This is a genomic window from Pseudomonas sp. LBUM1640, from assembly GCF_059716225.1.
Genome location: NZ_CP166816.1, coordinates 3,705,662 through 3,719,546, shown reverse-complemented (window position 1 = coordinate 3,719,546; position 13,885 = coordinate 3,705,662). Strand labels below are relative to the sequence as shown.

Genomic DNA, 13,885 nt, shown 5'->3' with positions numbered 1-13,885 from the left:
GGTTTTAAGTTTTTTAGGGGTGAATCAGTCGAGCAACTGATCGCTGCGCACCAGGTTGCGTTCGGCTTGCAGGTGGGCTTCGGACAAGCGTCCGTAAAGCTGTTTGGTGCGTTGGGCGCGGCCGATGATTCCGGGCTTTTCCGAGTAGGCGAAGATCGCCGTATTGCGTTCGGTGACGCCTTCCACGCGGGTGACCCGGTGCACCGAGAAGCGGCCCTTGAAGATCTGCAGGTCGCCAGGGTTGAGCTCCAGCTCCTGCACCCGCGAGCGGTCTTCGCCGCGTACCACTTTGCCGACGGCGCCGAGGTTTTCCTGGCTGCGCGAGCGGATCATCGGTGCGTATTCGAACAGCCCGCCGGCCTCAGGCTTCTGGGTCATCATGCTGACGATGAATTCGTTGGTGTCGAAGTGCCAAGGCTGTTCGGTGCCTTCGGGCATCACGTTGATCACCAGGCCGGCGAACGGGTCGGCGTATTCGAAAATCTCCGGTTCGTCGAGGCAGGCACCGATGAAGCGCTTCATCATTGGCGAGACGTACAGGCGGTGGATGATTGCATCGGGGGCGATCATGTCGCGGGTCACAAAGCCGCTGGTGCGCTCCATGAATGTGCGGCGCGGGTCATCCTGGGGCAGGCTGGCGTCGTCTTCGGTGAAATAGGCGTTTACCTTGCGCACCGAATAAAAGGTCTTGCCCGACAGTGCCTGGCCTTCCAGGCGCGCCTGCTCCAGCACTTCGGGGCGCAGGAAGTTCTTCAGCAGGCAGCAACCGTCCTCGGCCAGTTCGGCCCGCGCATGTTCAATTAATGCCTGTAATTGAACATGGCCCGAATCATGTATGGGGTACAGCTCGGTATTAATGATGTCGCTGATATCACCGGTTTCGGCATCGGCAAGTTTAAGACTCATACACGGCTCCTGAAGTAGGCTGTTGTGTTGAATCGATAGTTGCGTAAACCGCTTTGAAGTGGAAATTACAAGTTGTGATCGAATCCATCGGCAGGGGCGATAGTGATGTCAGGCGAACTGGATGGCAGCTTACTTAAAGTATTTGTGGCGATTATCGAGTGCCAGGGGTTTTCGGCCGCCGCCGAGCGCCTGCATAAAACCCAGTCCACCGTCAGCCAGAGCTTGCAGCGGCTTGAAGAGATTGTCGGTACGCCGCTTATACGCCGCACCAGTCGCTCCGTCGGCCTGACCGCGGGCGGGGAGACCTTTCTGATCTACGCCCGGCAAATCCTCAAATTGCACCACGAGGCGGTGAGCGCTGCGCAGTTGCCCAATGAGCAGGTGTGCATCCACCTGGGCATGCCGGAGGACTACGCCGAGTATTGCCTGGGCGGGATGCTCAAGGACTTCCAGGCGCAATTTGCCCAGGTGCGCCCGGACATCTGCTGTGAGATGTCGACCGCGCTGGTTGGTCGTTTGCATCGCGGTGAGCTGGACCTGGTGTTGGGCGTTGAACATGCCGGCCTGCAAGCTGGGGAATACTTGTGCGACGAGCCGCTGGTGTGGGTGGCAGCGCCGAGTTGGAGTTGCGTGGGGCGCCAGTCGGTGCCGTTGGCGGTGTACGCCGAGGGCTGCGCGTTCCGTGCCAATGCCGTGCAGGCGTTGGCCGAGGCCGGGCGTTCATGGCAGGTGGTCTACACCAGCCAGAGCCCACGCGGGATCGCAATTGCGATTGAGCAGGGCTTGTCGGTTGGAGTGATGGCGCGACGCTTGGTGCCGGCCGGCTGGCAGATTCTGGATGAGCGCCAAGGCTTTCCACCGATTGCGCCAGCCCGCCTGATGTTCTGGCGTTCAGCCGGTTGCCAGGTGCCGGAGGTGGAGGCGCTGGTGGAGATTTTGCAGCGTCAGTTGGGGCGCTCAGGTTATCTGGACAGGCAGCGCCGTGTCAGTCGCACGCCGAGCCATGCATTTGAGCAATAACAGGCAGGCGAGCACCCCGCCGGCAATCCAGGCATGCACCACGGCAAATTCGCCGCTGGCTTGCAACAGCCAGCCGCAGAGCCCATTGGCCATAGCACTGGCCAGGCCATAGCTGACCATGCTCAGGCTCACCACTTGCAGGCTGTGCACCGGGTTGAGGCGCGCGCTGAGGTAAGCCGCCATCAAGCCCCATGACGGAAAATAGAACAACGCGAATAACCCGGCGGCCCACCAGCTCAGTAGCAGGCTGGGGTGCGCCAGCAGGCCAAGCATGGCCAGGCCGAACGCAGCGATGCTCAGCGCCAGCACCCGCAGCGCGCCCCAGCGATCTGCCAGTGTGCCCAGCAGCAACCCGCCAATCGCGCCGGCGATGCCGATTAATGTCCACATCGAACCGGTCACTGCTGCGCCGGCGTGCAGGCGGTCGCTGACAAAGGCCGACAGAAAGTTGAGAAACGGCCCACTGATCGCGCCGATAAACCCGCTGAGCAACACAATGTGCAACGCCACCGGCTGTTCCAGGCACAAGCGCAGCCATTGCCTCAGCACTTGGCTGAATACAGGCGTTTTGGGGGCGTGGGGTGCTTGCTCGGTGTGCGAGGCCAAGGCCCAGAGGGTCAGCAGGGTGACGATTAGCGTTAACCCGGCACAGATCAACCAGAATTGCCGTAAAGACAGGCCCTGCAACACGGCGATCAATAACCCATTCAAGCAGATCGCAAACGCCGCGCCCGAGGACGCCAAGCCCAGTACGCGGCTGCGGTGGCTGGCCGGGATGACCTCGCGTGCGAGTGCCGCAATTGCATTCCAGTTCGACACCGCACACGCCGACACCAGCGCCAGGCACAGGGCAAACGGCAGCACCCACGGGGTAGCGACAGCCAGTGCCAGCAGCGCGGGGCTCAGCACGATGGTCAGGCGCACCATATTGCGCGGGCTCACCCACGCTGCGGCGATCCCGCTGGCAATCGAGGCGCCCATATAGAACAGCTGCAACAGCGCGGCAATCAGCGCAGCCTGGCTGTAGCTCAGTTCAAATGCGTGACGAATCTGCGGTAATAAGGCGGAATACAGAAAAACACTGAAACCATGGGTCGTTGCGTTGCAGGCGGTAAAGACGAGTGCCAGCAGCCCGATACTTCGCCGCGATGAAACAGGTGTGTTCGACATGGCGCGACCCCGGTTTATTTAATCGTGAAGTGGCATGGGTTAGTTACAAGGCAGACTAACTTTTGTGGTGAGTCAGCGACCAATGCTTAATTGTCTTAGTGTGCATGCGTTATACGCGTGCTCTGTGTTCGTCAGCGACGTGATTAGTCCAAAAACGACAGCGCCGTTTTAAGCCGAGTTTCTTGGCGGTGCACAGGGTGCTACCCCTGACGCAATACAAAAAGGTATGTTGTGTGCAGAGTTTCGCTGTTCAATCTTCCTTGAATGCTGCTGTCGAGTGCCTTCCATGAAACGCAAAATGCCCGGTCTCAATGCCCTCAAAGCCTTCGAAGTGGCCGGCAGCACCGGCAGCTTTACCCGGGCTGCGCAGCTGTTGAACGTGACCCAAAGTGCGGTCAGTCGCCAGGTACGGCAGTTGGAAGAACAACTGGGTGAAAACCTCTTGGAGCGGCGCCATCACCACCTTGAACTCACCAGCGCCGGGCGCGTGTTGTTGCGGGCGTTGCACCAGTCGTTCGACAAGATTGAGCTGACGGTGCGCAGTATCCAACAGAAAACCCACTCCAATCGGCTGCATATCAATGCGCCTCCGACCTTTACCAGCCGCTGGTTGATGCCACGGTTGGGGCGTTTGCGTGAGGCGCATCCGGAGCTGGAGTTGAGCATTACCACGTGTTTGCAAGACAGCCTGGCGCAGACCAGCACGCTCGATTGCGCTATTCGGTTTGGTAATGGTGAGTGGGATGGGCTGGACAGCTCGTTACTGGTTCAGGAGCGGCACATCGCAGTGTGTGCGCCGTCGCTGTATGCCCGTGAGTGCAGTGATGGGGTGGATTTGAACCGCATGACCTTGCTGCATGTGTTGGCCAGTGAGGATCAGCGATACCTGACGTGGAAGCATTGGCTGGATGCGGCGAGGATTCATGGGGTGGATACTCAAGGTGGGTATGAGTTTGACCTGCTGGATTTGGCGATTCGGGCGGCGACGGATGGGTTGGGGATCACGATTGCGGACTGGCATATGGTCGCGGCTGAGTTGGCCTCGGGGCAGTTGACGCAGGTTCTGAATGTGCATGTGGAGGGGCATCAGTCGTATTGGTTGGTGACCCGGCCGGAGCAGACGGATATGCCGCAGTTGCAGGTGTTTGGGCGGTGGTTGCAGGAGGAGATCTGGTTGGCTCAGCGGCAGTTGGAGCCTTCTACGGCGGCGGGGTGAGTGGGGTTTTTTGGTTGGGTACATATCCGTTATTTAGGTAACGGTGGCTTAGGGTTTCGCTCTGTTACCCACGGATTCAAGCCTGCGTTCGGCCATCGTGGTTAACGGGGCCTGTCAGATCAAGATCAAAATCTACAGCACGGCGGCCTAGTAGCCGACCTGAGTGGTTGAAGCAAAAGCAGGGCAAAAACAGGGCAGAAGCAGAGCTGCTTTTCTGTGGGAGCTGGCTTGCCTGCGATGCAGACACCTCGGTACATCAGTAAGACACAGTCGATGCCTTCGCAGGCAAGCCAGCTCCCACCTTTGACCGAGTACACACATCTACCTGATGTACTGAGCTCAAAATGTGGGAGCGGGCTTGCTCGCGAATGCGGTGGGTCAGTTATAAATGAGCTGGCTGACACACCGCCATCGGGAGCAAGTCGAACCGTCGCACCGCCCCTCCCACCTTTGACCGAGTACACACATCTACCTGATGTACTGAGCTCCAAATGTGGGAGCGGGCTTGCTCGCGAATGCGGTGGGCCAGTTATAAATAAGCTGACTAACACACCGCCATCGGGAGTAAGCCCCTCCCACATTTAACCCAGTTCAGCTTCCAAGAACAGGTCGACTGTAAGGCCGCCTCGCTTTCGCTTTTGATCTAACCACTCAGGTCGGCTACTAGGCCGCCGTGCTGTAGATCTTGATCTTGATTTTGATCTTAGGCGCCCCGTCAACCACGCTGGCCTCACGCAGGCTTTGGAGCGGGGGTAAACCGGCAGGACGCCGGTTTAGCCGCGCTGGGCCAAGGATGGCCCATCGCGGCGGCCCCCGCTCCAAAGCCTGCGTGAGGGCACACCGAGCCGGAGGCGAGGTGCCGAGTGGTGGGGCAAGAGCCTTTTGGTTACTTTTGGGCTCTTTTCAAAAGTGACCCGCTGTAAGAGCGGAACCAATGGAGGCCATCACCCAAATAACGGATATGCACCCAATCCCCCAGTAACCTGCATTTTCCTCAAGTTACCCCACCCAATAAGTCGTTTGCACACCCCCCAAGCAAATACAAAACTGCATGTCACTCGCAAAACAACAACGTTGGGCAAACCACATGCAATTCGAGCGCAATTTCTACAACGGTCAGTTCGTCGAACCCGCCAGCGATGCCCTGATCGCCGTCTACAACCCTGCCACCGAAACCCTGGTCGGCCATGTCAGCGCTGCCACCTCTGACGAAGCCACCGCCGCCGTCGACGCCGCCGCCAGCGCCCAGAAAACCTGGGGCAAACTCACCAGCATCCAGCGCGCCGAATACCTGCGCGCGTTTGCCGATGCCCTGGACACCCACGCCGAAGCCATTGGCACAGCCTTGGCCAGCGAATCCGGCAAAAGCCTGCGCGACGCCAGCAACGAAGCCCGCTACGCCGCACAAATCACCCGCTACCACGCCGAATGGGCACGCCGCATCGAAGGCGAGATCATCCCCAGCGATACCCCGGATGAAAACCTGTTCCTGCAACGCGAGCCGATTGGCGTGGTGGCCTGCCTGATCCCGTTCAACTACCCGGTCTACACCCTGCTGCGCAAGATCGCCCCGGCGTTGATTGCCGGCAACACCGTGGTGGTGCGCCCGAGCAACAACACGCCGTTGTCAGCGTTTGAAATCGCCAAAGCTGTGGTCACAGCGGGGGTTCCGGCCGGTGTGATCAATATCCTGACCATGGACCACGCCACCGCCGCCAGCGTCTGCACCCATAAAGCCGTCGGCCTGATTACTCTTACCGGCAGCGTCAACGCCGGGCGTATCGTGCTCGATTACTGCAAAACCAATATCGCCAAGCCGTCCCTGGAGCTGGGCGGCAAAACCCCGGCGATCATCGAGGCCGATGCCGATCTGGAAAAGGCCGCCGAAGCGATCGTCGCGTCCAAAACCACCCACTGCGGGCAGCTGTGTACAGCGGTAGAGCGCGTGTATGTGCACGAGCGCGTCTACGACCAATTCCTCACATTGCTGAAAACCAAGATCAGCACGGTGAAGTTCGGCGACCGCGCCACAGATGAAAGCCTGATGGGTCCGCTGGTCAACGCCAGCGCCCAGAAGAATATCCACGCCATGGTCGAGCGCGCCGTCGCTGCCGGTGCTGTACTGGAAGCAGGAGGTGTGCTGCCGGTTGGTCCGGGCCATTTCTACCCGCCGACCTTGCTCAGCGGTTGCCGCCAGGACATGGAGATCATCCAGGAAGAAATCTTCGGCCCAGTGCTGCCGGTGCTCAAGTACCGCGATATCGACGAAGCCCTGGCGATGGCCAACGATCATCAGTTCGGCCTGTCGTCGGTGCTCTACACCGAAAATTACCGCACGGCGATGAAAGTGGCGAATGCCATCGAAGCCGGTGAGTTGTACGTCAACCGCACGCCGGCAGACCCGTATCAGGGCTTCCACGCCGGCTGGAAACGCTCAGGGCTGGGCGGTGATGATGGTAAGCACGGGATGCTTGAGTTCACCCAGACCCGCCTGGTGGTCATGAAGTACTGATTCACGAATAACCTGCTGCACCTTCAATAAAAACAATTATCAGGGCACCTGCGCATTGGGTGCCCGAGGTTCACACGATGTCCAAGCCTGCCCCCATTGCCCAGGTTCCAACCGCCGTGCCCGCGGCAAACAGCGACAAAGCCAGTCGTTATCTCCAACTGATGCTGCTGGTGCTCGCCGCCGGGGCGATCTACCCGATCCTCTACCTGCGCCAGGTCTACCAGACCACCATGCTGGAGGTGTTCCAGATCAACCACAGCCAGCTGGGTTATCTGTACTCAATGCTCGGCACGATCTTTTTGCTCAGCTACTTGCCCAGTGGCTGGTTGGCGGATCGCTTGCCGCCGCGCTTTTTGATTTTTTTCTCACTGGTCGCCACCGGCGCGCTGGGCCTTTGGTATTCGACGGTGCCGTCGATGACCGGCCTGATGATCATCTTCGGTTGCTGGGGCCTGACCACCGGCCTGACGTTCTGGGCCTCGGTGCTCAAGCGCGTGAAGATGATCGCCCATCACAGCGAACAGGGCCGTTTCTTCGGGATTCTGGATGGCGGTCGCGGTCTGGTGGAAGCGTTATTGGCCACCGCCGCGCTGGGCCTGTTCGCCTATGCCACCGAAACCCGCAGCCAGTCGGCGGCCGAAGGCTTCAAGCATGTGGTCTACCTGTACTCGTTCATTTGCATCGCCATTGGCTGCGGGCTGGTATTGCTCAAGGACCCCAAGTCGATGGCCGACACTGCGCCGGTAGAGAAGGGCAAATTCAACCTCATCGCCGACCTGACCACCCTGGTAAAAATCCCCGAGTTGTGGCTGGTGACCGCCATTGTGTTCTGCGGTTATCACATGTTCTGGGCCACCTACAGCTTCTCCGACTACCTGCAGGGCAGCGGCATGACCGCCGTGATGGCCGGCACCATCACCACCATCAAACTGTGGATGCGCCCCATCGGCGGCATCGGTGGTGGCTGGCTGGGCGACAAGTTCTCGAATATTTCGGTGCTGATCGTCGCGCTGGTCCTGGTGACGCTGGGCATGCTCGGGTTGATCGTGTTTCCCGGCTTTAACAGCCTGGGCCTGTTGATCGGCACGGTGATCTTTATCGGCCTGATGACCTACGCGATTCGCGGCTTGTACTGGGCGATCCTCGACAGCTGCGACATCCCGCTGCGCATCACTGGCCTGGCCATTGGCATTGTCTCGGTGGTGGGTTACCTGCCCGACACGTTTATCCCGCTGATCAATGGCTACCTGACCGATACCTACCCAGGTAAGGCCGGTTACAACCTGTATTTCGGCTACATCGCCTTTGTCGGCGTGCTCGGGACCCTGGCGGCCCTGGCCTTGCGCGCCCGAATCAACCGTAAAAAATTCAACCAGACAGGTGCCTGAGATGAAAATCGTCGCCCTTGAAACCCATATTGTTGCCGTTCCGCCGCCGCACATCGGTGGCATGTATTGGCTGTTCGTCAAACTCAAGACCGACTGCGGCATCGAAGGCGTCGGCGAAATCTACGCCGCCACCTTCGGCCCCAAGGCCATGCTGCCGATTATCGAGGATGTGTTTGAGCGTTACCTGCTCAACCATGATCCGCACCATATCGAACGCTTCTTCCGCCAGGCCTACTCGAGCGGTTTCACCCAGCGCCCGGACCTGACCATGATGGGCGTGGTCAGTGGCCTGGAAATGGCCTGCTGGGACATCATCGGCAAGGCGGCCAACAAGCCGGTCTACGAGTTGCTCGGCGGCAAGGTCAACGAGCGCCTGCGTTCCTACACCTACCTGTACCCGGTCAACAGCAAGGGTGAGTACGACTACGACGACCCGGACCTGGCCGCCGAGTGCGCCATCGATAACATGAACAAAGGCTTCACCGCGGTGAAATTCGACCCGGCCGGCCCGTATACGGCGTACTCCGGTCACCAGATTTCGCTGGAAGTGCTGGAACGCTGCGAGACCTTTTGCCGCAAGATCCGCGAGGCGGTGGGCGACAAGTGCGACCTGCTGTTCGGCACCCACGGGCAAATGGTGCCGTCGTCGGCGATTCGCCTGGCCAAGCGTCTGGAGAAGTACGACCCGCTGTGGTTCGAAGAACCAGTGCCGCCGGGCCAGGAAGAGGCGATGGCCCAGGTTGCCGCCAAGACCAGCATCCCGATTGCCACCGGCGAGCGACTGACCACCAAGTACGAATTTTTCAAGCTGCTGCAAGCCGGTGGTGCATCGATCCTGCAGATGAACGTGGCGCGTTGCGGCGGGCTGTTGGAGGCCAAGAAAATCGCGAGCATGGCCGAGGCCTACTACGCGCAGATCGCGCCGCACTTGTACAACGGGCCGATTGGTGCCGCGGCGAGTTTCCAGCTGGCGACCTGCACGCCGAACTTCCTGATCCAGGAAAGCATCATGACCTGGGGCGGCTTCCATGCCGAAGTGCTGACCAAACCGCTGCAATGGGAGGACGGCTACATCATCCCGTCCACCGAGCCGGGGCTGGGCGTGGAGCTGAACATGGACGTGGTGCGCAAACACACGCCGTATACCGGCGAGCGCCTGCACCTGCAAATGGGCGACACCCCGGCTGACGTCAAAGACACTTCGCCCGCCAAGGGCTAAAAAAAACGACTTACGCGGTAACCGTGAATGACATACGACTACATCATCGCTGGCGCAGGCGCGGCGGGTTGCATCCTCGCCAACAGGCTTTCTGCGTCCGGGCAGTATTCAGTATTGCTGCTGGAAGCCGGTGGCAAGGACAGTTCCTGGTGGTTCAAGATCCCGGTCGGTTTCGCCAAGATGTATTACAACCCGACCTTCAACTGGATGTACTACAGCCAGCCGCAAAAGCAGCTGGCTGGCCGTGAAATCTACGCGCCACGCGGCAAAGTGCAGGGCGGCTCGGGCTCGATCAACGCGATGATCTACGTGCGCGGCCAGGCCCATGACTTCAATGACTGGGCCGCCAATGGCAACGACGGCTGGGGTTTTAAGGACGTGTTGCCGTACTTTCGCAAGTTGGAAAACCACCCCTTGGGTGACACCGAATACCACGGCGGCAGCGGCCCCATCAGCATTACGCCGATGAAGGGCCAGACCCACCCGATTTGCGACGTGTTCCTCAAAGGCTGCGAACAGCTGGGTTACGCCCACAGTGATGACTTCAACGGCCCCAACTTTGAAGGCGCCGGGCTGTATGACGTCAACACGCGCAATGGCGAACGTTGCTCCAGCAGCTTTGCGCACCTGCACCCGGCGCTTGGCCGTGCGAACCTGACCGTGGAACTGCATGCATTGGTCGACCGCGTACTGTTCGACGACCAGCAGCGTGCTACCGGCATTGCGGTCACGCAACACGGTGTGGCGCGTACTTTCACGGCGCGCAAGGAAGTGATCCTCTGCGCCGGTGCGGTGGACACGCCGAAGATCCTGCAACTGTCGGGTGTGGCCGACCAGCACTTGCTCGCCGAGCACAGCATCCCGCTGGTCAAACACTTGCCGGCCGTGGGCGAAAACCTGCAGGACCACCTGTGCGCCAGCTATTACTACAAGGCCAATATCCCGACCTTGAACGACGAACTCAGCTCATTGTTCGGCCAACTGAAACTCGGCCTCAAGTACCTGTTGACCCGCAAGGGCGCGCTGGCCATGAGCGTGAACCAGGCCGGAGGCTTCTTTCGCGGCAACGACGCACAGAAAGACCCGAACCTGCAGCTGTACTTCAACCCGCTGTCGTATCAGATTCCGAAAAACAACAAGGCCAGCCTCAAGCCTGAACCGTATTCCGGCTTCCTGTTGTGCTTCAACCCGTGCCGTCCCACCAGCCGCGGGACCATTCGTATTGCCTCGAAGAACCCCCGTGACGCGGCGTTGATCGACCCCAACTACCTGAGCACCCAGAAGGACATCGATGAAGTGATCCAGGGCAGCCGGTTGATGCGCAAGATCATGCAGGCACCGGCGCTCAAAGGCATCACCGTGGCCGAAGTACTGCCCGGTGCGGCGGTGCAAACCGATGAGCAAATGCTGCAATACTTCCGCGAAAACAGCGGCTCGATCTACCACCTGTGCGGCTCCTGCGCCATGGGCTCGGACCCGCAAGTGTCAGTGGTGGACAAGCGCTTGAGGGTGCACGGGCTGGAAGGGCTGCGCATCGTCGATGCGTCGATCTTCCCGAATGTGACGTCGGGCAACACCCATGCGGCGGTGCTGATGGTGGCGGAGAAGGGCGCGGACTTGATTTTGCAGGATGCTTGATTGCTGCACTATTTGGATAAATGAGCGGTGCCCTACTTCCTTACAGTCGCGGGGTGACCGTTTGCTATTGAGCTGAAGCGTAGATGCGAACCCAGAGCGCTTTAATCAACGGTTTCTCAAATGTGAAGTCGATTGCGGTGCCGATGCTCACCGCCGTGCCAATAAACTCCGATAGCATCAAAAAGCCGATCAGGAATGCCGGAAAATGCCCACCCCCGGTGGTGTAGTTAGTAGCGCTGCGCGAGTGCCGACGTACCCCGTAGCTGATCAACGCAAGGCTGAGCATGTACAGGCCGGTGATGGACAGAACGATCCAGGAGGAATGGGGCTGAATCTTTATACTCTTTAGGTATTTTTATAATTGGCGTCAGTTTCCTCCCTTGGTTTTGTTTGCGTCTAATATCGAGTGAGTATGGTTTGATACTCAGTAGGTATTTATTTGTAAGGGCCGGTTTGAGGGCGATGAGCATAGGTATCTACACATCTTTTTTTACGGGTTGAGTGGTGTGGTTGTCACGGGGCCGCTGGGTACATATCCGTTGCTGCGGTAACGGCTTCGTAGGGTTCCGCTCTTACAGCGGGTCACTTTTGTAAAGACACAAAAGTAACCAAAAAGTCTTTGCCCCACCACTCGGTGCCTCGCTAAGGCTCGGCATGCCCTCACTCCGGCTTGAATCCGTGGGCCGCCGCGATGGGCCATCCTTGGCCCAGCGCGGCTAACCCGGCGTCCTGCCGGGTTACCCACGGATTCAAGCCTGCGTTCGGCCATCGTGGTTAACGGGGCCTGTCAGATCAAGATCAAAATCTACAGCACGGCGGCCTAGTAGCCGACCTGAGTGGTAGAAGCAAAAGCAGGGCAACAGCAGAGCAAAAACAGATCAGAAGCAGAGCTGCTTTTCTGTGGGAGCTGGCTTGCCTGCGATGCAGACACCTCGGTACATCAGGTACACCAAGTTGATGCCATCGCAGGCAAGCCAGCTCCCACCTTTGACCGAGTACACACATCTACCTGATGTACTGAGCTCAACATGTGGGAGACACCTCTGTACATCAGGTACACCGAGTTGATGCCTTCGCAGCGGTTCGGCGGTCCGACAAGCCAGCTCCCACATTTGACCGAGTACACACATCTACCTTGAATGTAATGAGATCTAAATGTGGGAGCGGGCTTGCTCGCGAATGCGGTGGGCCAGTTATATATAAGCCGACTGACACACCGCCATCGGGAGCAAGCCCCTCCACAATTTGACTGAGTTCAGCTTCCAAGATCAGGTCGGCTGTCAGGCCGCCTAGCTTTTGCTTTTGATCTAACCACTCAGGTCGGCTACTAGGCCGCCGTGCTGTAGATCTTGATCTTGATTTTGATCTTAGGCGCCCCGTTAAACCACGCTGGCCGAACGCAGGTATTACGGAGCGGGTAAACCGGCAGGACGCCGGTTTAGCCGCGACGGGGCAGGGACGGCCCGTCGCGGCGGCCCGCGGAGTAATGCCGGAGAGAGGGCACACCGAGCCGGAGGCGAGGTGCCGAGTGGTGGGGCAAGAGCCTTTTGGTTACTTTTGGGCTCTTTTCAAAAGTGACCCGCTGTAAGAGCGGAACCCATATCCGCCATCACCGAAATAACGGATATGCCCCCAGCGGCCCCGTAACCCTGCGCCGACAAGCCAGGCGCCTACAGGTTGGTGTCACCAGCCACGCAAACGCTCCCACACCTGCACGTCACCGCTCTCCAGCACCGCGCTGTAACTGCCGAACTGCGCACCCGTGGCACACGCGTGATTAGGCAAAATGCGCAAACGAGTGCCGAGCGGAAATTGCGTGACCACATCCACACCGTTGTTCTCGAACCGCACCACACCATGCTCTTGATTGGCACTGCTCAGCAACAACCCGTCGATCAGTTCACCGCGCTCATCACACACCTGGCCATAACCGAAATCGCGTTTCTGCGACTGGGTGCCGCGATCCCGACTCATGGCCATCCAGCCGGCATCGGTGATGATCCAGCCTTTCTCCGGTTGGTGGCCGATCACCGTGGTCAGCACGCTCAAGGCCAGTTCATCGGTACGACACACGCCAATGTTGTGCATCACCAAGTCGAAAAACGCATACACGCCCGCGCGCAGTTCGGTGACACCGTCCAGGTTCAGCGCCGATAAGGCGGTCGGCGTGGAACCGACGCTGACCTGTGCACACGGCAGGCCCGCCGCGCGGATGCGCTCGGCGGCGTCAACACAGTGTGCGCGTTCCTGTTCCGCGATGGTTTGCAAGGCCTCGGGTGTATCCAGGCCGTAGCTTTCCCCGGCGTGGGTCAGTACGCCGACGAGGCTGTCGCCAAGCAGCCGCGCGATGTCCAGCAGTAAGGGCGCTTGCGGCTTGACCCCAGAGCGATGGCCGTCGCAATCGATCTCGATCATCACGGCAAAGGTCTCGCCGTGCTGTCGGCCGAAATCGACAATCGCCTGGGCACCGGCGCGGCTGTCGGTGATCAGCGTCAGCGCGCACCCTCGGCGCCGCAACGCCAGGGCCTGGGGCAGTTTGTGCGGGGCCATGGCCACCGCGTAAAGAATGTCGTGGATGCCCAGCTCGAAAAAGTACTCGGCTTCTTTGAGCGTTGACACGGTGATGCCGCGCGCCCCGGCGGCGATCTGCGCGGCCACCACTTCGGCGCACTTGTGGGTTTTGACATGCGGGCGCAACAGCACGCCCAGGCTGTCGGCGCGTTGTTGCATGCGTTGGATATTGCGCTGCATTTTCAGCGTATCAATCAATGCGGCAGGGGTGTCCATGGTTGAAACTCCACAATGAGGGACAGCGG

Annotated in this window: 9 protein-coding genes and 1 pseudogene; 6 read left to right on the top strand and 4 right to left on the bottom strand. The window is 59.5% G+C overall.

Annotated elements, in window-relative coordinates; all coding sequences use genetic code 11:
• Positions 1–24 precede the first annotated feature (24 nt).
• A complete protein-coding gene (locus tag ACA065_RS16570) occupies positions 25–906 on the bottom strand; it encodes a HalD/BesD family halogenase (protein WP_497690612.1) in 882 nt (293 codons plus the stop codon).
• A 105-nt stretch (positions 907–1,011) separates the two neighbouring features.
• Between ACA065_RS16570 and ACA065_RS16565 the strand changes: the two genes are divergently transcribed.
• Positions 1,012–1,926 (top strand): LysR family transcriptional regulator, encoded by a 915-nt coding sequence (locus tag ACA065_RS16565; RefSeq protein WP_497690611.1) that lies wholly within the window; start codon positions 1,012–1,014, stop codon positions 1,924–1,926.
• On the opposite strand, the gene ACA065_RS16560 is transcribed toward ACA065_RS16565, so the two are convergent.
• A complete protein-coding gene (locus ACA065_RS16560) occupies positions 1,864–3,096 on the bottom strand; it encodes an MFS transporter (protein ID WP_497690610.1) in 1,233 nt (410 codons plus the stop codon). The genes ACA065_RS16565 and ACA065_RS16560 overlap by 63 nt on opposite strands.
• Before the next feature lie 286 nt (positions 3,097–3,382).
• Here ACA065_RS16560 and ACA065_RS16555 point away from each other — a divergent pair, with 286 nt between their 5' ends.
• The 5 genes from ACA065_RS16555 (at position 3,383) to ACA065_RS16535 (ending at position 11,069) form a co-directional block, all read left to right on the top strand.
• Positions 3,383–4,312: a LysR substrate-binding domain-containing protein gene (locus ACA065_RS16555; RefSeq protein WP_497690609.1), complete on the top strand. Its 930-nt coding sequence runs from the start codon at positions 3,383–3,385 to the stop codon at positions 4,310–4,312.
• Positions 4,313–5,399: 1,087 nt separating this feature from the next.
• Complete coding sequence (gene aldA, locus ACA065_RS16550; protein WP_497690608.1) at positions 5,400–6,824, top strand: aldehyde dehydrogenase; 1,425 nt, start codon at positions 5,400–5,402, stop codon at positions 6,822–6,824.
• A gap of 77 nt (positions 6,825–6,901) precedes the next feature.
• Entirely contained in the window at positions 6,902–8,212 is a 1,311-nt protein-coding gene (locus tag ACA065_RS16545) for an MFS transporter (protein WP_497690607.1), read from the top strand.
• Position 8,213: 1 nt separating this feature from the next.
• Entirely contained in the window at positions 8,214–9,431 is a 1,218-nt protein-coding gene (locus ACA065_RS16540) for a mandelate racemase/muconate lactonizing enzyme family protein (protein ID WP_497690606.1), read from the top strand.
• A 27-nt stretch (positions 9,432–9,458) separates the two neighbouring features.
• Positions 9,459–11,069: a GMC family oxidoreductase gene (locus ACA065_RS16535; protein ID WP_497690605.1), complete on the top strand. Its 1,611-nt coding sequence runs from the start codon at positions 9,459–9,461 to the stop codon at positions 11,067–11,069.
• Between the two features lie 133 nt (positions 11,070–11,202).
• Here the strand turns inward: ACA065_RS16535 and ACA065_RS16530 are convergent.
• Together ACA065_RS16530 and ACA065_RS16525 are read right to left on the bottom strand one after the other, a co-directional pair.
• Positions 11,203–11,403 (bottom strand): annotated as a pseudogene (locus ACA065_RS16530) (sodium:solute symporter family protein); the annotation flags it as partial.
• A 1,349-nt stretch (positions 11,404–12,752) separates the two neighbouring features.
• Positions 12,753–13,856, bottom strand: a complete 1,104-nt coding sequence (locus tag ACA065_RS16525; RefSeq protein WP_497690604.1) for a DSD1 family PLP-dependent enzyme — start codon at positions 13,854–13,856, stop codon at positions 12,753–12,755.
• Positions 13,857–13,885 lie beyond the last annotated feature (29 nt).

Coding starts and splice junctions, on each gene's coding strand:
- ACA065_RS16570 (WP_497690612.1), bottom strand. CDS start 906: ATGAGTCTTAAACTTGCCGATGCCGAAACCGGTGATATCAGCGACATC.
- ACA065_RS16565 (WP_497690611.1), top strand. CDS start 1,012: ATGTCAGGCGAACTGGATGGCAGCTTACTTAAAGTATTTGTGGCGATT.
- ACA065_RS16560 (WP_497690610.1), bottom strand. CDS start 3,096: ATGTCGAACACACCTGTTTCATCGCGGCGAAGTATCGGGCTGCTGGCA.
- ACA065_RS16555 (WP_497690609.1), top strand. CDS start 3,383: ATGAAACGCAAAATGCCCGGTCTCAATGCCCTCAAAGCCTTCGAAGTG.
- aldA (WP_497690608.1), top strand. CDS start 5,400: ATGCAATTCGAGCGCAATTTCTACAACGGTCAGTTCGTCGAACCCGCC.
- ACA065_RS16545 (WP_497690607.1), top strand. CDS start 6,902: ATGTCCAAGCCTGCCCCCATTGCCCAGGTTCCAACCGCCGTGCCCGCG.
- ACA065_RS16540 (WP_497690606.1), top strand. CDS start 8,214: ATGAAAATCGTCGCCCTTGAAACCCATATTGTTGCCGTTCCGCCGCCG.
- ACA065_RS16535 (WP_497690605.1), top strand. CDS start 9,459: ATGACATACGACTACATCATCGCTGGCGCAGGCGCGGCGGGTTGCATC.
- ACA065_RS16525 (WP_497690604.1), bottom strand. CDS start 13,856: ATGGACACCCCTGCCGCATTGATTGATACGCTGAAAATGCAGCGCAAT.